The sequence below is a fragment of the Sphingobacterium kitahiroshimense genome, from assembly GCF_025961315.1.
GTDB classification, from domain to species: Bacteria; Bacteroidota; Bacteroidia; order Sphingobacteriales; family Sphingobacteriaceae; genus Sphingobacterium; species Sphingobacterium anhuiense.
Genome location: NZ_JAOQNK010000001.1, coordinates 562,239 through 579,164 on the forward strand (window position 1 = coordinate 562,239; position 16,926 = coordinate 579,164).

General features: G+C 37.2%; 23 protein-coding genes. 12 read left to right on the forward strand and 11 right to left on the reverse strand.

What is annotated here, in order from left to right; translation table 11 throughout:
• Positions 1 to 107: 107 nt before the first annotated feature.
• A complete protein-coding gene (locus M2265_RS02430; RefSeq protein ID WP_317126524.1) occupies positions 108 to 500 on the forward strand; it encodes a helix-turn-helix domain-containing protein in 393 nt (130 codons plus the stop codon).
• Here M2265_RS02430 and M2265_RS02435 read toward each other — a convergent pair.
• The 3 genes from M2265_RS02435 to M2265_RS02445 all read right to left on the reverse strand — a co-directional run bounded on the left by M2265_RS02435 (position 497) and on the right by M2265_RS02445 (position 3,150).
• Positions 497 to 1,429, reverse strand: coding sequence for a hypothetical protein (locus M2265_RS02435; protein WP_132768091.1), 933 nt, complete (start codon positions 1,427 to 1,429; stop codon positions 497 to 499). The two genes, M2265_RS02430 and M2265_RS02435, sit on opposite strands and share 4 nt — an antisense overlap.
• 504 nt (positions 1,430 to 1,933) lie before the next feature.
• Positions 1,934 to 2,314, reverse strand: coding sequence for a DUF1634 domain-containing protein (locus M2265_RS02440; protein WP_021190329.1), 381 nt, complete (start codon positions 2,312 to 2,314; stop codon positions 1,934 to 1,936).
• A complete protein-coding gene (locus tag M2265_RS02445; protein ID WP_031288480.1) occupies positions 2,314 to 3,150 on the reverse strand; it encodes a sulfite exporter TauE/SafE family protein in 837 nt (278 codons plus the stop codon). The genes M2265_RS02440 and M2265_RS02445 overlap by 1 nt, the downstream gene beginning before the upstream one ends.
• Before the next feature lie 273 nt (positions 3,151 to 3,423).
• Here M2265_RS02445 and M2265_RS02450 point away from each other — a divergent pair, with 273 nt between their 5' ends.
• Complete coding sequence (locus M2265_RS02450) at positions 3,424 to 4,233, forward strand: GNAT family N-acetyltransferase (protein ID WP_132768089.1); 810 nt, start codon at positions 3,424 to 3,426, stop codon at positions 4,231 to 4,233.
• A gap of 77 nt (positions 4,234 to 4,310) precedes the next feature.
• Here the strand turns inward: M2265_RS02450 and M2265_RS02455 are convergent, their stop codons facing one another.
• Complete coding sequence (locus M2265_RS02455) at positions 4,311 to 4,691, reverse strand: DoxX family membrane protein (protein WP_132768087.1); 381 nt, start codon at positions 4,689 to 4,691, stop codon at positions 4,311 to 4,313.
• A 290-nt stretch (positions 4,692 to 4,981) separates the two neighbouring features.
• On the opposite strand from M2265_RS02455, the gene M2265_RS02460 reads away from it, so the two are divergent.
• Complete coding sequence (locus M2265_RS02460) at positions 4,982 to 5,356, forward strand: DUF6713 family protein (RefSeq protein WP_132768086.1); 375 nt, start codon at positions 4,982 to 4,984, stop codon at positions 5,354 to 5,356.
• 506 nt (positions 5,357 to 5,862) lie between these two features.
• Here the strand turns inward: M2265_RS02460 and M2265_RS02465 are convergent.
• Positions 5,863 to 7,029, reverse strand: a complete 1,167-nt coding sequence (locus M2265_RS02465) for an MFS transporter (protein WP_021190323.1) — start codon at positions 7,027 to 7,029, stop codon at positions 5,863 to 5,865.
• A 215-nt stretch (positions 7,030 to 7,244) separates the two neighbouring features.
• On the opposite strand from M2265_RS02465, the gene M2265_RS02470 reads away from it, so the two are divergent.
• Positions 7,245 to 8,624: an arginine decarboxylase gene (locus M2265_RS02470; RefSeq protein WP_132768084.1), complete on the forward strand. Its 1,380-nt coding sequence runs from the start codon at positions 7,245 to 7,247 to the stop codon at positions 8,622 to 8,624.
• A 106-nt stretch (positions 8,625 to 8,730) separates the two neighbouring features.
• On the opposite strand, the gene M2265_RS02475 is transcribed toward M2265_RS02470, so the two are convergent.
• A complete protein-coding gene (locus M2265_RS02475) occupies positions 8,731 to 9,243 on the reverse strand; it encodes a GNAT family N-acetyltransferase (protein ID WP_132768082.1) in 513 nt (170 codons plus the stop codon).
• Between the two features lie 228 nt (positions 9,244 to 9,471).
• On the opposite strand from M2265_RS02475, the gene M2265_RS02480 reads away from it, so the two are divergent.
• From M2265_RS02480 to M2265_RS02490, 3 genes are all read left to right on the forward strand, one after another.
• A complete protein-coding gene (locus tag M2265_RS02480; RefSeq protein WP_132768080.1) occupies positions 9,472 to 9,717 on the forward strand; it encodes a hypothetical protein in 246 nt (81 codons plus the stop codon).
• A 201-nt stretch (positions 9,718 to 9,918) separates the two neighbouring features.
• Entirely contained in the window at positions 9,919 to 10,503 is a 585-nt protein-coding gene (locus tag M2265_RS02485) for a hypothetical protein (RefSeq protein ID WP_165905830.1), read from the forward strand.
• 479 nt (positions 10,504 to 10,982) lie between these two features.
• Positions 10,983 to 11,483 (forward strand): RNA polymerase sigma factor, encoded by a 501-nt coding sequence (locus M2265_RS02490; protein WP_132768078.1) that lies wholly within the window; start codon positions 10,983 to 10,985, stop codon positions 11,481 to 11,483.
• A gap of 119 nt (positions 11,484 to 11,602) precedes the next feature.
• Here the strand turns inward: M2265_RS02490 and M2265_RS02495 are convergent, their stop codons facing one another.
• Positions 11,603 to 12,148, reverse strand: a complete 546-nt coding sequence (locus M2265_RS02495; RefSeq protein WP_132768076.1) for a DUF4142 domain-containing protein — start codon at positions 12,146 to 12,148, stop codon at positions 11,603 to 11,605.
• Between the two features lie 52 nt (positions 12,149 to 12,200).
• On the reverse strand, positions 12,201 to 12,461 hold the full coding sequence (locus M2265_RS02500; RefSeq protein WP_132768074.1) for a hypothetical protein: 261 nt from the start codon (positions 12,459 to 12,461) through the stop codon (positions 12,201 to 12,203).
• A gap of 391 nt (positions 12,462 to 12,852) precedes the next feature.
• On the opposite strand from M2265_RS02500, the gene M2265_RS02505 reads away from it, so the two are divergent.
• From M2265_RS02505 to M2265_RS02525, 5 genes are all read left to right on the forward strand, one after another.
• Entirely contained in the window at positions 12,853 to 13,365 is a 513-nt protein-coding gene (locus tag M2265_RS02505) for an RNA polymerase sigma factor (protein ID WP_132768072.1), read from the forward strand.
• Positions 13,366 to 13,496: 131 nt separating this feature from the next.
• Positions 13,497 to 13,727: a hypothetical protein gene (locus M2265_RS02510; RefSeq protein WP_132768070.1), complete on the forward strand. Its 231-nt coding sequence runs from the start codon at positions 13,497 to 13,499 to the stop codon at positions 13,725 to 13,727.
• 143 nt (positions 13,728 to 13,870) lie between these two features.
• Positions 13,871 to 14,131 carry a hypothetical protein gene (locus tag M2265_RS02515; protein WP_132768068.1) on the forward strand — a complete coding sequence of 87 codons (261 nt, stop codon included), beginning with the start codon at positions 13,871 to 13,873 and terminating at the stop codon, positions 14,129 to 14,131.
• A gap of 90 nt (positions 14,132 to 14,221) precedes the next feature.
• Positions 14,222 to 14,728, forward strand: a complete 507-nt coding sequence (locus tag M2265_RS02520) for a pyridoxamine 5'-phosphate oxidase family protein (RefSeq protein WP_132768066.1) — start codon at positions 14,222 to 14,224, stop codon at positions 14,726 to 14,728.
• A gap of 44 nt (positions 14,729 to 14,772) precedes the next feature.
• The gene (locus M2265_RS02525) at positions 14,773 to 15,237 is read left to right on the forward strand and encodes a hypothetical protein (protein WP_021190310.1); all 465 of its coding nucleotides are present in this window, start codon (positions 14,773 to 14,775) and stop codon (positions 15,235 to 15,237) included.
• 74 nt (positions 15,238 to 15,311) lie between these two features.
• Here the strand turns inward: M2265_RS02525 and M2265_RS02530 are convergent, their stop codons facing one another.
• The 3 genes from M2265_RS02530 to M2265_RS02540 all read right to left on the reverse strand — a co-directional run bounded on the left by M2265_RS02530 (position 15,312) and on the right by M2265_RS02540 (position 16,806).
• Entirely contained in the window at positions 15,312 to 16,196 is an 885-nt protein-coding gene (locus M2265_RS02530) for an SDR family oxidoreductase (protein WP_132768064.1), read from the reverse strand.
• 212 nt (positions 16,197 to 16,408) lie between these two features.
• Positions 16,409 to 16,573 carry a hypothetical protein gene (locus M2265_RS02535; protein ID WP_165905828.1) on the reverse strand — a complete coding sequence of 55 codons (165 nt, stop codon included), beginning with the start codon at positions 16,571 to 16,573 and terminating at the stop codon, positions 16,409 to 16,411.
• Positions 16,574 to 16,584: 11 nt separating this feature from the next.
• Positions 16,585 to 16,806, reverse strand: a complete 222-nt coding sequence (locus M2265_RS02540; protein WP_132768062.1) for a hypothetical protein — start codon at positions 16,804 to 16,806, stop codon at positions 16,585 to 16,587.
• Between the last annotated feature and the right edge of the window lie 120 nt (positions 16,807 to 16,926).

Here is a 16,926-nt window from a genome sequence, read left to right on the forward strand (position 1 = left end):
GGATTAGTATACAAATGCTATTGGTTTCCTTTTTGAAACTACTTTCCTATAGGAAACCAATAATCGTTTCCGTAATTTTACAGCGTAATTTTGTATTGTAATAAAAGATGATGAAGAAAAACCCAACCATTAACAATAGATCAGGATGTAAAGCTCGGATTATTGCGATCACTGATACCATGGAAATCTTATCCGGAAAATGGAAATTTCATATTTTGGGAACGTTGATGGAAGGCGGAAAGATGCGATTCATGGATCTGTTGCGTGAAGTGGATGGTATTGCCGCCAAGATGCTCTCGAAGGAATTACAGGACATGGAAATGAATCACCTTATCAGTCGTACGGTTATGAATACAAAACCCATTACCGTTGAATATGAAGTGACCGAATACGGCCGCACATTAGAACCTATTATCGACGAAATTGCAAAATGGGGTGAAGCGTATAGAAACGCAATGTTTAAAAAACAAAATGAAAATGTCCCTGTTGAGGAACATTAAAAAATCTTTGTAATTGGCAATAGCGGTACTTTTTGCTTCCAGGTGCCCGATACATCAAATAAATGCCCAGAAGATTGATTTTTAATCGTAAACGTATATTGGCATTCCCTTGTAAGGTATTTGATCTCTCCCTTGACCTGAATATTTGAATACGGCTGTACTAATAACGTTTGTTTGCTTCCAGAATTTATATAAGGTTCAAAAAATTTCCCTTCTTTATATGGTACTTGTTTCGACCAGTATGTTGCCCCGTCTTTCAAGATTTCACCCATAAATATAAGTGAATCCTGAGCATTTATCCATTTAAAAGCGTCTTCATCAGTACTACTGAACTCGGACATGTAATTGACGTCTTTAAAGATGGCAACCGTTTCCATATTTTTTGCCGTGGAGGTATTGTTAGAAAGCGTTATGGTATAACAGCCTTCATCACTTGTAAACTCTTTCCGGCTTCCAGGTACTTCTATGATTTCTTTCTTCACAATCTCATAACCAGCACCTCTGCTCTGTGTGAAAGAAAGTTCATCTTCCGTTCCATTCGCCGCTATTCCGATTACAAACTTTCTGGGTTCTGCGTTGAAATTCTCTTTTAATGTTAGATTAAGCAGATGACTACTTGCTATTTTCTCTAATTTCAACCAGCCACCGGCCACTTCAACAGTACCTGCAGCATTTAAGACAACTGGATTATCATTTATATCCTGAAGTATTTCTCCTGAAAGCGCATCTTTAACATAGGCTACGGACCATTCTCTAGCATTGATTTCAATACCATTGTCTACAAAACCTGTATTGACCTGAATACTCTTATAGTCTGGATTAAATAATGCTGTTTTTTGCCCCATATCTTCTTTATCACAGGCGCTCATCGAAAAAATAAGGACAGCGGCCAAGCAGGTAGTCAAGAATTTAGAATAGTTTAGCATCATCGGAGTTACAAGATAATAGGTAAATACACATTATAAAAATACTGTTAGCAATTTAGCATTATTTTAAGCAATAATCGACTGTTAATGAAAACTTTTTGTTATAAAATTGTAATGAATAGCACACAATAAAGCGATAAATCGTACATGCGTCAAGTATAAATAACATAGCTGAAATCTAAATACGTAAATGGTGCTAAAAAAATACGCTTCTTCGTATCATGACAAGAAAATGGCATATGCTTTGAAAATAATCCCATAGTTATATCTAGTAAGCACTAAAAAATTATCAATCATGAAAAAGCAAGATGGAAACTTGAAAAAATTAGGATTAAAAAAAGGATATTACTTATTACTTATGGCAATTTTGGATATGCCTATAGAAGAAAAAATAAAAAAGGCTAGAAAATAGACAATTAAGTACCCTTTATATAGAAGAGTTCTCCCTTTTGGAGAACTTTTCATTTTATATTTTAAAAAAATTCATTTCAGAATTTTTCAAAGTTGTTAATGTCCGAATCCGAAATACATACTAAAGGCAATTATGATCAGCACTAGCGTCGTGATGAAGACATATAGTTTATCACCCTCGATGATAAAGCTGACCAATGAAAGTAATAATCGGATCAATGGGGTACAAAAAAGAATGATGATCGCTAAAAATATAATCGAACGTCCTTGCATGTTGATGACTCCACTGAAAACATCCGATACGACTTCAATAATACTTCGATCATTTTCTGTAAATCGGGCATAATCAGCCTGTTCATTCGCATGGTTATAAAGAAAGATCAATCCGCCGATGGTACTGATCGCCAATACTGTTCTTACGCCGTATTTTAAGACATCTCCAATAATTCTTTGTATCGTTTTATCTGTAATCTGCATTAGAATTTTCCTTTAATACCGTTATAAATCATGTTAAAAGCCAAGAAGAAAATAATAAAAGCAAAAAATACTCTTAATTTCTTTGGATCTGTCGCCATCAATATCTTGGAACCGATCATCGAGCCTATTAGGACACCAATCATGACCGGAAGACAGATATCAGGGACAACATACCCTTTCTGCAGATAAATCACGCAACTTGCTAGAGCAGTCACGCCCATCATAAAATTACTCGTTGTGGTCGACACCTTAAAGGGTATACGCATAATGGTATCCATCGCGATTACTTTAAAAGCCCCCGATCCTATTCCCAGCATACCCGAAAGCACTCCGGCAAGTCCCATCATACTAAATCCGCCGATGACATTTTTTGTGCCATAAGACACCTCTGTGCCCTTTACTACAGGATAGGTAGAAGGTAGCTTGAGGCTGATCGCCAGCTTACTGGACTGCTCTACGATATGTTCTTCTTTTTTCCGGAGCGAGTTTGCCGCAGAAAAGATTAAAGCTAGACCAAATAATACGGCAATAAGCGAACTGGGAGCCGATGTTGCGATAAGTGCACCGACAACAGCACCTGCAGTAGTCGCAATCTCTAAAAACATGCCGAGCCGCATATTTGCGATCCCTTCCTTAACATATGCGGCGGCAGATCCCGAAGATGTCGCAATTACGGAAACTAAAGCAGCTCCTATCGCATAATGGATATCTACTCCAAGCAGAATAGTCAACAAAGGTATTACCACAATTCCACCACCAAGCCCGGAAAGCGAACCAATAATACCTGCACATATGGCTCCAAGGAGCATAATGAGTGTAAACGTTAAAACAGTCATATTTGCAAAATTTAAATGCAGGAAAGCCACCTGGACTTTCTTGCCTAAAGAGCCAAAGGTAGAGAATATATTATTCTTGAACGAAATCTGTTCGCTATTCTAATCGTTCTTTAATATGAAGAAATCCAGCCCTAATCTGAAATTGCGAGTTATACCTAACACGCTCCTCCTATTTTTATAGATCAAACCGTCATCAAAAAACACCGCTGCTTTTTGAAATAAATTTAAAGTATTACATTCGTTTAATTAAAACCGCAAAAATTGTATACGCAAATGAGCAATTTAAGTTTCGAACCGATCGTATCAAGTGATTTCGCACAGCTTGTTAACTTACAACCTGAGGGCTGGCATGATATAATACCCAAATTTGAATATTATGTCAATCAAAAATACGGTATCCCCATCAAGCTTCTTGAAAATCAAGAAATCGTAGCTATAGGATCGGTTATCGTTCATCAAGATGTTGCTTGGCTGGGACATATTATTGTTCATCCCGATCATCGAAAACAAGGTTATGGAAAGCTGATGACACAACAGCTCATCGCAACGGCAAAAGCGGAGAATTGTACTAGTATTCAATTGATCGCAACAGATCTGGGAGCAACAGTATACGAAAGTATCGGTTTCATCACAGATACCGAATATCTCTTTTTTAAGGATGTCACTATTCCTCTAGGCCAAGTCGCTAATCCGCATATCAGCAGCTACAATGCGATCTATAAAGATCAAATGTTGGCATTGGACAGTTTGGTATCTGGAGAAAATAGAGCCTGGGAGCTCGAAGATCATTTAGCGTCTTCTTACCTCTATGTCATCGATGGTTCCCTTGCAGGATATTACTTACCGACCTTCGGGGAAGGTTTAATCATAGCTATTCATCCAGCTGCAGGTAAGGAACTTACAGAATTTCACTTACAAGCAAAGACAACTGTGGTCGTACCGAAAGAGAATATAGCCGCACAAGCCTTTTTACAGGAGCATCAGTATCAACCTTATGCCAGCGCTAAACGCATGTATATCGGTCGAGAGATAGCGGTCAAATTTGAACATATATATAACCGTATTGCTGGAAATATCGGTTAATCAAGCTTACTGAAAAGCTATTTGTGCCTTTTGATCGGGATATCAACATATAAAGACACAAATAGACTCTTATTTTACTACTTGCGGAGCATAGGAAGATACTTATGCCAGTTTTCGATGATAACCCAAAGAACAATTGCAGCCAGAACAAGCGCAATAGGTAAACCTGATGGTGCGGTAGTGATGTTCGATAACAAAATACCGGTCAGAATTGGCGTTAGAATAACTGCTCCCAGCGCTCGCGTTGTACTAAAGATCAATAGTAAACCGCCTGTGATCTCTCCGAACGCCACCAGTGGCATTAACCACCCGATTTCCATAAATGCCTTTCCTGCGTTGATCATTTTCTCAGGCATATCCTTCGGCATAGGCATGTAATGAAAAAATTTATCCAAGCCGGCATTGATAAACATTAAGCCTGTCAATAAGCATAATACGAAAAGAATCTTGTTTTTCATGGTCATTTAATTTAAGTTATAATTTCAGATTATAAAAACAGCATGATCCCATTATTGTTCTATCGGATGTTCATTTTTTTTGATGACAGGATTAAAAAAATTAGACTTTAGCGTTAATCTTTTTAGGGAACTTATTATCTATCTATGTTGTATTAAATTGAATATAAAGGGAATTACCACTAGAACATAAACAATCTGTTTACAACAGCTAACAGGATTATACTTTTACTACTCTAAAATGCACTCATATTAAAGTAAGCCCTTATATTTGATAAGCTTATTTTTCATAAATGGATAAGCACAACTTAATGGATAATATGATCGCACATTCTTTTTTTTATCTCGCACTTGTACTTTTTTTTATGCACGAAATGGATGCCGTACGTTGTAAGGAGTGGCGTATTTTCCCAGGGTTAGCACTGCTAAAGGAAAGTTGGGGATATCCTATATTTATACTGGCTCATATCCCACTTTTTTTATTCATAATATGGGGACTTACGGAACCCTCAGAAAATTTCATCATGGGATTTGATATTTTTGCGGTCTTACATTTTGTATTGCACCTCCTCTATCTCAGACATCAAAAAAATGAGTTTAAAGATTGGATATCTTGGACAATAATTACTGGAATAGCAGTTTTTGGTACGCTCGATTTGCTACTTTAGTAAGGGTACTCATTCATCAAGAATAAGTAAAAGTAAAACACATAAACTACTTTAAATTAGCGCCATAAATATTTAATATAATTTTAAATGAATGTTCAAAAAGCATGTCAGCGCTTATCCATACTGTTCTTAACGGGTACCAAATAAAGAATCGCTATAGAATTGGATTCTATAGCGATTTGAGGGGTTCTTTTCTATAATGGTTTTGGTAATATCGTTTTTTTAATAGATTCTGTGCCTGCGCACCATAAATCATTATAAAGCAAACATAAACAATTTTTCTTATCATGAGGAAATTTAAAATAAAATTTTACATTAATTATCGCATCTTTAAGAAAATACACCCACACACACCATATTACATCAGATTATTTAAATCTTAACGGGTTCATATCAGATGCATCGGCAAACTTTTCGGACCTGTTGTAGTGGAATCGATCTTTTAAATAAAACAACCCCTCAAATTATCTCTGAGGGGTTGCCTTGTGTAACAGATACACCGTATCTTAAAGTTTATTTTTACTCGATAACCAAACAATCCCTAAAGCTATAGCGCTCCAGATCAGCATTTGCGAGAGCGCAAAATCCCACCCTCCTAACGACCAGCTTAGTAGACCGAAGAAGGTACCTGTTCCGGCACCTATGAAATAAGTGGTCATATACACCGTATTCAGGCGACTATGCGCTTGTTCATCCAACGAATAGATCCGGGTAAAATTTGTAATCTGAGTGGCCTGAACACCGATGTCCAGGAAAAATATAGCAATGATCAAAACCCAGATCGAATGTGGGAAAAACCACATCACCAAAATGCTCAAGAACAACATCCCTACGGTAAGATATAAGTTTTTAAACACTTGGCCTTTATCCGCCATTTTTCCAAAATAGGGTGCAACTAGCGCACCTCCTATAGCGATCAGACCAAATAGGCCAATGGTAGATGCAGGATAATGAAATGGCTCTTCACTCAGATGAAAGGTTAACGTAGTCCAAAAAGAGCAAAACACCCCAAAAGTGAAAGATCCCAATAAAGAAGCCTGTCGAAGTATTTTATACTGCCCTATCAGTGAAATCGTTGATTTCAGTAAGCCAAAGTAACTTCCCTTAAATTTAGCAGGCATCTCGGGTAAAAGGAAAAAAAGTAATAAACTGCTTATGGATACCAAAATTGCTGAACAGAGGAATACACTTTGCCAACCCCATAGATCAGTCAAAGCCCCGCTCAATAAGCGTGAACCCAAAATTCCACATAGGATGCCACTAAACACAATACCGACATTTTTACCACGGTTTTCTTTACCCAAAGCTGCCGACATAGGAAGAATTATTTGTGCAGGTGTAGAACAAACACCGATAATAAAACTAAGGACAAGCAATAACGTAAAATTAGTAGTATTCGCAAGTATAAGAAGCATCACGATAAGAGTGAGACAAATGCTTAAAATCAGTTTTTTACGATTTAATTTATCACCTAAGGGTAGTAAGAAGAACATCCCTAATCCGTAACCCAGCTGAGCAAGCACCGCAATTTTACCCACGGCATTTTCAGATTTCCCTAAGCTTTCAGCAATATTCCTTAAAATAGGCTGACTATAATAGACATTAGCAACAATAGTTCCTGCTGAAAAAGACATGACAGGAATAATCCATTTATTCTGTTTGTTTATTGACATTTCAAATTATATAACAGCAGGCAAACTTAAGGAGCTTAATTGGAAAAAACATAAACATTTGGAAATATTTTTGACACATTGAGTTAAAAAAGAGATTCGGTGGCAACATAAAAAACAAACCCTAGAAAGTACTATTTATTATACATTTATTACCTTAAGTGACGCTTAGATTTGTGATATATTCGCATTAATTTTTTAAAAACAGGTATTTGTGAATGAAAGAAAAACTATTGATCCATCAGGAGGTTAATCTGCCTAATGCATTCGATATAAAAAATTTTAAATTATTTTATAGAGACATAGATCTATTCAGACTATCCAAGAAACAGGGTACGCCTTTACGATTCACCTATCTTCCTTCCATTCTGGAGAAGATCGATGACATGAAGTCAAATTTTAATAAGGCCATTAGAAAAACATCTTACCAGGGCACTTATACGTACTATTACTGTACAAAGAGTTCACATTTCCAGCATATCATCAAAAAAGCCTTGCAAGCGGATATCGGTATTGAGATTTCCTCCGCTTACGATATTGATTTAATACAGTCGCTTATTGAAGATGGGCATGTGAAAAAGGGAACTAAAATTATATGCAATGGTTATAAGACTTCCGATTATCAACGGGGCATTATGTCTCTGATCAAACAGAACCACTGTGCAGTTACCCCGATGGTTGATAGTCCTAGCGAGTTGATCTATTATTGCAACAACATAAACAGCAATATAAGCCTGAATGTCGGTATTAGAGTCAATCTTAGTTTTTTAAGCGCTTATCCCAAAGAATCCAGATTTGGTTTATCTCCGGAAGATATTATCACCTGCTATCAGCGCGATATTAAACATAACCAGCGGATTACCTTGACCACTTTGCATTTTTTTAATGAAAATGGACTGTCTTCTGATGATCAATATTGGGACGTTCTCGAAGCGATCGTTCGCTTCTATTGCCAATTAAAAAGATTAAATCCTCATTTAACGACACTCGACATCGGCGGAGGTATGCCTTTTCAGAGTACTGCAAATGACAATTTTGACATTCCATATTTAGTGAGACGTATCGTTTCAACGATTTTAGGCATCTGTCAGCAAGAGTGTGTGCCAGAACCCGATATCGTGACCGAATTTGGTAAATACACCGTCGCTGAAGCAACCACAACTATTTTCAAAATACAGGAGAAAAAACAGGGTGAAAAGATAAATTGGGGGATTATTGACGGTTCATTTATTACCCATCTCCCGGATACATGGGCCATACAGCAAGAATATCCGGTATTTGCCGTGAATAATCTCCAGGAAGAAAATAGACCTTTTATCCTAGGGGGCTTAACATGCGATAGTGCAGATGTCTATCCGAATGTCAAGGAACATAAAACCGTTATGCTGCCTCACTCAGATCAGGAACAGTTTGTGGCATTTATGCATACAGGCGCATATCAGGAAGCATTAAGTGGATTCGGAGGTGTCAATCATTGCTTGATTCCATCTCCAAAACATATTATTATTGATCAGGGCGACAACGATGAACTTGAATTTACAACATTTTCAGAAAAACAGACGAGCGATCAGCTCCTGCAAATTTTAGGATATCGCTAATTGACAATTACAATTTTTCATTTTAACTAGGGTATTGAAAGAAGAATCGATCAATACCCTTATATAAATAGTAGTAAAGCGTGTTTAAGACAGCGCTTAGCTCGTACTATTTTAATAAATTCGTTAATTCATATTCAATCTCATCATCGTGATCGGCGGTTTTTATAAAGTTTAAACGTTCTAATAGTTTTATCGCTTGCAAATTTCCCTTCGTTGTCACCGCCCATATACGACCTAATCTGAGGCTTTTTTGACCAAATGTAATTGCCAGCCGCATCGCATGAGACATGTATCCTTTTCCACGGAACGGAGATAACAAGACACAACCCAGTTCCCCCTCCCCACTTTCCAACCCCCGGTAGTAACCGCACGTGCCAACCACTTGTCCACTAAGCCGGTCAATTATACACCAGTGAAATGAATTTCCATTCAGGATATCTTGATCAATCTTTGTTTGCATAGCAAATGCCATCGCGATGTCCGAAGCCTGGATGCCGTCATAAAAAGATATTGCAGCAAGAGCTGGAATATCCGTTGCTTCAACTTTTCTCAATAGGATCCTTTCATCCGAAAGCTCCGCGTAATTATCGTTTCCAATTTGTGGACTTGTAGTTGTCATAAAAAACATTTTATTGTCGCTTGTAGCACTTGAAATGAATAATCAAAGTATTGGAACCTAATCATCCATCATAGCCCTAGCCTTCCCTTAGGTACCGAAGATAAACAGAAATATATCAAATCACCTATCTTCATTTTATTGAAGCTATTTTTTACCTTTTTAAAGTCGTAATGACACAACAATTTAGCAATGTCATTTGTTAATCAATTATAGAGCTAAAAAAGCATCATGATGATGAATCTACAAGAAAACGCAACGAATAAAAGACTAGGTCTTATTATTGCAACAATTTTGGGAAATGCGAATCAATCTTTCGCAAACGAAAACACAACAACATTACGAAACAGAGGTCCCGAGGATGACGACGAACTGGAGGAAGATGAAGAACTCTATGATGACGATTTCGAGGAACCCGATCCTTTAGAAGAAATACCTGATGAGGATGAACTTGAACAGGAAGATGACTTCCTTTAAAAAACTGTCTTTATCGTGCTAGTATCGAGCACATACACATAAAAAAAGAATGCAAAGTAAACTTGCATTCTTTTTTTATGCGATTACCCTTTTCTCGCAAACCACCTGCGTAGTTCTCCAATATTTCAGGTATTTAACGAACCAACTATTTCATTCTGAAAGCTGTTCTTCTTACAAATCACATCATAAAAAATTAGAACTATGGACTTAAATAAAACAACAGCAACAAAAAGACTAGGTCTTATTATTGCAGCAATTCTTACCAATACGGACCCGAAAAGATCTGTTAACAATGAAAACGATCTTCGCGAGCAAAAGCAGGCAGAAAATCCATCCTCCAATCCTGATCCGGAGTTAGAAGATCCAAATTTTGTACCGGACGAAGCAGATGATCAAGATTCAGGACTGAATGAAGATGCTTTAGAGGATGAGGATCGTGATGATCGCAGAGATCGTGATGATTTAATTGACCCCATCGATCCATTAAATCAACGTCCCGATGAAAGTGACATTGATCCTGAAGATGAAGATCCCTTGGAACTTCCTGATCAAGATGAAGATGAACTGGAAGAAATAGAACCTGACGATGAGTTACCGGTTGAGGAAAAAGATGATCTTGGACAAGATACACCGAGCGAATTTCCGGAAGAAGACCAAGATGAATTTTTGGAAGAAAGAGATTTCTCTGATCAAAATAATAATGAAAATAAAGATTTCGATCATAATGATCAGGATCTGGAAGCAGAAGGGCTTGAAACGGAAGATAATCGAGGCAATTTCTTGTAATCGCTAAATCAGTCGATGATCAAGGTGCTATCCTGATAAAAGTCAATCCGATCGATGAAAACTTTAAGTACACATTTTTTACCATGTAGGTTGTCATATCCGTATGTCCTGATCTACATGGTAAAATCTAATCACAAGCTATATAAATGTACAACAGACGACCATATATGCCTAACCAGCTAGTCGGTATAACCAAAGGTCGATACCACAATAGAGATCGCTCTTGACCCACATGGAGAGACTCTGACTTTTATAAGTATTAAATACCTTTTCTATAAATCTGACCTCTTTCTTACAAAGTTCTTAAAATGGATGATATCTAGGTAAAAATGCTAACCATCCCCTTTTTTATCAGAAGACACTTCTTGCACTTTATACGTATTATTACATTTCATACCCTTTACCTTACTTATTATCAAACTATTATCTTAAATTTAACGTTATAAAAGGATCAAGTTGGTGTTAAGAAGGAGGTCCAGATGGGAAATGTAAATTTAAATGTCTTGTTCCAGGAAAAAAGACAATTACTGAGTCATTTTGCAAGTCAATTTACATCAGATTATGACGAAAAAGAAGATCTGATACAAGAAACGTATTTAAGGGCATTAAAATCCATAAATGAATTTATAAATGATCCTAAATTGGTGACCTGGCTGTATGTCATCATGAAAAATGTTTACATCAATCAATATCGAAAAGAAAAGCGAAAAAATGTGATCTATGATTACTTTTTACACGCTGATTCCAGTGCATATATAAGTACTAATTTATCAGAAAAAAAAATGATTAACGAAGATATCCAAAAAGCAATTGATAGCCTCTCCACCGAAAATGCAGAGATTTTCCGTTTGCATTTAGATGGTTATAAGTATCATGAAATTGCAGAACTGCTTCAAGTTCCAGAAGGCACCATCAAGTCACGCATTTATATGACGCGTAAAGTGCTGCAGCAAAAGTTGAAGATGTATGATCATGCATAAGATTGGGTAAAGAGGGAAAACCTTTTGCCAAAAAAATCACGTTAAGGAAAGCATAAATACCTTCTTAACGTGATCTAAATATGACTTAAGCTTATTATAAAATTTAATTCTTTTCTTCACTATCCCCCCTTAGTATACGGCGGAATAGTCGAAGCTGTTTCAGTTGCTCCATTTGCCACTAATACACGGGCTTGGTCCAAGTGTGCTTTAAGAGAAGGTAAGGTACCAATGATCCAGTTTTTAAGACCGACATCTTTGATCTGCTCATTGCTGCTTGCTTTTTCAAATAAATCGATCGCCTGCTGATGGGAGGCAATCGCCTCATCTTTAAAAGCTTGATCGAAGCTGGTACTGTCACTCCCTTTTACCATATCCCACTTCTTTTGATGATCGGCATCCAGGCCATCCGTCAATGTAAAGCCAAGTGTACTTGACATCTTTTGCAAATCGCCGATTAATTTTTGATGGTCATCGATCAACATGCTTGCATAATTTTTAACCGCATCATTATTCGATCTCTCACTGGCCAGTTTAGCAATAGCAATTTCATATTGATTGGACATATAAGCTTTCGTTATAAATTCCTGTTCAGCATTTTGCTGTTTAAAGGCTAACAGGGAAATAATTCCTAGAAATATACCCCATAATTTTAAATTTCTGATCATGATTTTAATATGAATATTAGTGATTTATCTTCATCTATAGTAAGAATATACCTTATGCATTTTTATTATCCTGCTGATCGTGTCCCTGAGTTTTCACGATCTTATTGTAAATTCCAAACAGCAGAAACGGTGCTACCCATTGCCCGACAAATACTGCACTATGTTTGTGTCCGACACATTTTAAAGCTGCTGCGCCGATCATGGCCGTGATGGCTGCACATAAGAATACTTTTGAAGGCAATTGAGCGGTTTTTTCCTCGATCTCCTTGGTCATCTCTCCTTCTTGAAGGTTTTTGTTTTCTAAATTTTCCATCTTACTCCTTTTTTAATTAAGTAATACGTTATGATCTCTTAAATAAAGAATCAATCCGAACAGGTAAAAGTTCAATTCATATTACTTTAAGGGTATTTCACACCGACACAACAGGTGTTTCCACCTATAAATGACTGATTTTATGTGTTATACCGCGTATGTGGTAAATGCGCAATCGCTTTGAACAAACACCCCTTTCACTATGGATACGATCGGTCAGGGAAAATCTTTAATTGTTAAAAATATGATCTATGGCAGAAATGATGCAGATTTTGACCGTACGGACCACAGTGGTACTTATACCTAGCCCCATAAAACCATTAGCTATACCCTATTAAAGGCTAAACTTTTAATGCCAAATGACCGTTAAATTAGTAACACTTTTAAATTAATGGAGGATAATATGGAGCATGCAAATTTAAATGTCTTATTCCAGGAAAAAAGACAACAACTGAATCATTTCGCTAGCCAATTTACCAATGATTACGATGAAAAAGAGGATTTGGTACAGGAAACGTTTATTCGGGCGTTAAAATCAGTTCATAATTTCATCAATGATCCAAAATTAATGACCTGGTTGTATGTGATTATGAAAAATATCTATATCAACCAGTATAGAAGAGAAAAACGTAAGCATTTAATCTATGAAGAATATATTCATACAGACTATTTCAATACCGTATCAAAAAACTTAAATGAAGACAAAATGATACAGGATGATATTCAAAAAGCGCTGGCAAGCGTATCGGCCGATAATGCAGAAATATTTAAGCTTTATCTCGATGGTTATAAATATCACGAGATTGCCGAAGCCTTTAACCTACCGGAAGGAACAGTTAAATCACGCATTCACCAGACGAGAAAGACTTTGCAACAGAAACTCAAGATGTATCAGCTATCCTGATTCCAGGGCATTGCGGTGGAAACAACTTCATCAAAAAGTCATCACAATAATTGATCACCTCACTGATGTGGGCGATCGATCAAAATAGATGAATAAACTAGATCATAATTTTTTAACATAACAATTCAATCATGAACATGACGTCCCTAATTTTAGGAGCTTTTATAAGCCTGGCTATGGTCACAGGATGTGGCAATGCCAATAATGATAATAAAGACGCTGATAAAAAATATTCAGACACGATCGATGATCAGGGAAATCCCATTTATCCAGATAGCGTCAATCAGGACTCCACCACGGTCAACTACCGGGATACAACTTCCAATATACCAAGTGGTACAGTCCCTCCTACTTCAAAATAGGATGATTACTGAAGTAGAAATAAGTTCCTTAAAACAACTGGATATATAATCAAAAAAATGTGTTTTTAAGTTTAAAACAAACTTTTACCCATCACCGGTTGTTTTATTAAAGAAGCGCAATAGTTAACAAAAAAGATTCAATCATGGAAAACTCACAATTAAAAGAAGAATTTGAACAAGTAAACGAAAGTAGTGGCACTTCCCCACATCGTTATGGTAAAGAAGCTTTTAGAAAAGAGAAAAAAGCAAAATGTAATAAGAATCTCTTCTGGTTAGGCGGAGCAATTGTAGCCCTAGCGATATGGAAATACTGCGAATCAAATCATAAAAAAAGTGGATTGCTAGCCATGTTGGATGGCGGTAAAAGCTCTTGTCCGACCGACTTATTAAAATCCAGAAGATAACAAGTTCGAGATCAATCTGTATCTCCTTATTGCTAGTTATCGCAAAAGGTATCCATATATCATTTTAAACAAACATTTAACGCCATTAACATGAGTCAAGAGAATATTATAAACAGAGAAGAAGCTCGACAAAAAATCAAAGAGCTTGCCGAAGGCATCAATTATTGTTTTTTCTGTACCGATCTGAAACAGCCACCATTCGAATCCACTCCGATGAGTGTTCAAGAAGTGGATGATCAGGGCAATATCTGGTTTCTTGCATCAAAAGAAAGCGATAAATACAAAAATATTAATCAGGACAAACAAGTACAGCTGTATTTTTCAGATCCTTCTTCCATGGAGTACCTTGCTTTATACGGAAGTGCGAAAGCCGTCGATGATCAGCAAAGAATTGACAAATACTGGAATAAATTTGTAGAAGGTTGGTTTGAAAAAGGCCGTGAAGATCCCAATATCATTTTATTTAAGATCGTTCCTGAAAAGGCACATTACTGGGATACCAAACATCATAAACTTGTTTCCTATGCCGTCACACTGATTAATGCCATAGGTGGCGATCTGGGTGATCAAGGAAGAGAAGGTGACATCCTGGTATAACTGGTAGTATTAAAAAAGTAGAAATTCACAAAAACACATATATTATGAGAAAAGTAGCATTATTGACAATGGCGTTATCTGCCGCTACACTATACGCATGTAACAACACACCACAGGAAAAAGCAGAAAAAGCAATGGAACAGACAGAAGAGAAAGCAATGGATGCTGCCACTGATGCTGAAAAAGCTTCTGATAAAGCAGCAAATATTGATATGGAAAAAACAGTCTATTCCAATATGGCCGCGGCAAATGCAGCAGTAGCTAAAATTGCGATGCCTGCATTATCAAATAGTAAAGCAAAAGAATTGGCTTCAGACTTAGGTAAGTCAATTGTAGATCGCATCAATGCGAAAACAAACGATGATATTGTTGAAGCCGAAAAAGATATCATTGAGGACAGAACTGATGTGGAGAAAGCATTCTTAGAAAAGAAAATCTCTGCTCAGGATAAAGATCATATTTTAAAATATGGTGATGACTGTCTAGCTGCCGCACGCGGAGCAGTGTAGTCTTCCGGTCAGATAAAAAAAAGCTAGCATTTTATAAATGCTAGCTTTTTTTGTGTGTTTATAAATGCATCATACTAGATGGTGACACGTCCTCCGGTAGCCGGTATTGTCGCTCCCGAAATATAAGAAGCTGCGGCTGACGCTAAAAATACATAAATAGGTGCCAGCTCTGCAGGCTGGCCAGGTCGGCCGATCGGAGTATTGGCTCCAAATTTTTCATGATCAGGAATGGTGCTCGGAATCAATGGTGTCCACACCGGTCCGGGTGCAACAGCATTGACCCGGATATCTGAACCATCCTCAAAAAATTGCTGGGCAAGGCTGGCGGTATAATTTTGGATCGCCGCTTTTGTCGCTGCATAGGGCAACAAAGATGGATTAGGATCATAAGCATTAACAGAAGTCGTATTGATCACACTCCCACCTTTGGGAAGATGTGGCTTGGCATGTTTGGTCAAATAAAACATCCCGCTCACATTTGTTTCAAATGTCTTATTCCATTCTTCGGCAGAGATATCGGTCACAGACTGATAACTCATCTGATAGGCCGCATTGTTAATTAAAATATCCAGTCTTCCAAATTCCTTGATCGTATGCTCAATAGCGGACTCACAAAAAGATTCTTCCCGTATATCTCCTTGAATCAGCAGTGCTTTTCTTCCAGCCTTTTCAATCCAGCTCGCTGTATCTGCAGCATCTTCACTTTCGACCTCATCCAGATAGATAATTGCGATATCAGCACCTTCCCTTGCCATGGCTATGGCAACCGCTTTGCCGATACCTGAATCTCCGCCGGTGATTAAACAGACCTGCCCGGTTAGCAAATTATTTCCAATATATGATTTCTCTCCATGGTCGGGCACGGGATCCATTTTCTTGGATACGCCCGGCACAGGCTGATCCTGTTTCTTAAATGGCGGTTGCGGATACGCAGGATGTTTTGATGTCGTAACTTTCATAAGAATAATTTTTAGTGAACTTGTTAATCTTCCCAATACAAGAGATTAAAGCAGGTAGGTATAACTTCTTATATTGGGTTATAAGAATCGTATTGTGCGCGTGCAAAAAGCAAGCATTCCACAATCAGCACTGTGCTTTACCTGATCTTTAGGTTGGCGCTAACAACCTAAAGATTTAAAACAATGCCGATGTGGAATGCCTGATGTCAAAATTATCGTTGCCACATATAAAGGAAGACAATGATCATGACAATTACTGCAATCCAAATTGCCCATGGGATCGTTTTGGCAGCAGGTTTATCACCCTGTTCTTCATGTGCTTCCTTTGGGACTTCTTCCTCTGAGAAATTAGTCTTGTTATCAAAATTGTTTTCCATGATTTCTTAAGTTATTTAATAGAATCACTTTTTGTAGAATCTATTTTAATCGTATCGCCCTGCAAAGTCATTTCCTGCTGTTCGCTTAAATTGTAGCGTGTTTCATCACCTGCAGAGGGAGCAATTGTACTACTATTACCTTCACTGTTGTTACTTTTTGAGTCATTCTGACATGAACCCATTATACCTAAAACTATAATTCCCGATAATGCCGCTAATTTGAAGTTTTTCATAGTGTTATAAATTGATGTATACATAAATAACGACTGTATCAGGGTGATTGTTTGCTCAATATCACGATATACGCATTAAAACAAAGAAGCACAGGTATTAATACCTGTGCTCCCTTTCAT

Excerpts from the sequence above, each read along its gene's own strand:
- M2265_RS02500 (WP_132768074.1), bottom strand. The coding sequence starts at position 12,461 with ATGGAAAATTTAGAAAACAAAAACCTTCAAGAAGGAGAGATGACCAAG.
- M2265_RS02540 (WP_132768062.1), bottom strand. The coding sequence starts at position 16,806 with ATGAAAAACTTCAAATTAGCGGCATTATCGGGAATTATAGTTTTAGGT.
- M2265_RS02440 (WP_021190329.1), bottom strand. The coding sequence starts at position 2,314 with ATGCAGATTACAGATAAAACGATACAAAGAATTATTGGAGATGTCTTA.
- M2265_RS02455 (WP_132768087.1), bottom strand. The coding sequence starts at position 4,691 with ATGAAAAACAAGATTCTTTTCGTATTATGCTTATTGACAGGCTTAATG.
- M2265_RS02510 (WP_132768070.1), top strand. The coding sequence starts at position 13,497 with ATGAACATGACGTCCCTAATTTTAGGAGCTTTTATAAGCCTGGCTATG.
- M2265_RS02435 (WP_132768091.1), bottom strand. The coding sequence starts at position 1,429 with ATGATGCTAAACTATTCTAAATTCTTGACTACCTGCTTGGCCGCTGTC.
- M2265_RS02515 (WP_132768068.1), top strand. The coding sequence starts at position 13,871 with ATGGAAAACTCACAATTAAAAGAAGAATTTGAACAAGTAAACGAAAGT.
- M2265_RS02530 (WP_132768064.1), bottom strand. The coding sequence starts at position 16,196 with ATGAAAGTTACGACATCAAAACATCCTGCGTATCCGCAACCGCCATTT.
- M2265_RS02470 (WP_132768084.1), top strand. The coding sequence starts at position 7,245 with ATGAAAGAAAAACTATTGATCCATCAGGAGGTTAATCTGCCTAATGCA.
- M2265_RS02535 (WP_165905828.1), bottom strand. The coding sequence starts at position 16,573 with ATGGAAAACAATTTTGATAACAAGACTAATTTCTCAGAGGAAGAAGTC.
- M2265_RS02450 (WP_132768089.1), top strand. The coding sequence starts at position 3,424 with ATGAGCAATTTAAGTTTCGAACCGATCGTATCAAGTGATTTCGCACAG.
- M2265_RS02445 (WP_031288480.1), bottom strand. The coding sequence starts at position 3,150 with ATGACTGTTTTAACGTTTACACTCATTATGCTCCTTGGAGCCATATGT.
- M2265_RS02485 (WP_165905830.1), top strand. The coding sequence starts at position 9,919 with ATGGACTTAAATAAAACAACAGCAACAAAAAGACTAGGTCTTATTATT.
- M2265_RS02505 (WP_132768072.1), top strand. The coding sequence starts at position 12,853 with ATGGAGGATAATATGGAGCATGCAAATTTAAATGTCTTATTCCAGGAA.
- M2265_RS02460 (WP_132768086.1), top strand. The coding sequence starts at position 4,982 with ATGGATAAGCACAACTTAATGGATAATATGATCGCACATTCTTTTTTT.
- M2265_RS02525 (WP_021190310.1), top strand. The coding sequence starts at position 14,773 with ATGAGAAAAGTAGCATTATTGACAATGGCGTTATCTGCCGCTACACTA.
- M2265_RS02520 (WP_132768066.1), top strand. The coding sequence starts at position 14,222 with ATGAGTCAAGAGAATATTATAAACAGAGAAGAAGCTCGACAAAAAATC.
- M2265_RS02490 (WP_132768078.1), top strand. The coding sequence starts at position 10,983 with ATGGGAAATGTAAATTTAAATGTCTTGTTCCAGGAAAAAAGACAATTA.
- M2265_RS02430 (WP_317126524.1), top strand. The coding sequence starts at position 108 with ATGATGAAGAAAAACCCAACCATTAACAATAGATCAGGATGTAAAGCT.
- M2265_RS02465 (WP_021190323.1), bottom strand. The coding sequence starts at position 7,029 with ATGTCAATAAACAAACAGAATAAATGGATTATTCCTGTCATGTCTTTT.
- M2265_RS02480 (WP_132768080.1), top strand. The coding sequence starts at position 9,472 with ATGATGATGAATCTACAAGAAAACGCAACGAATAAAAGACTAGGTCTT.
- M2265_RS02475 (WP_132768082.1), bottom strand. The coding sequence starts at position 9,243 with ATGACAACTACAAGTCCACAAATTGGAAACGATAATTACGCGGAGCTT.
- M2265_RS02495 (WP_132768076.1), bottom strand. The coding sequence starts at position 12,148 with ATGATCAGAAATTTAAAATTATGGGGTATATTTCTAGGAATTATTTCC.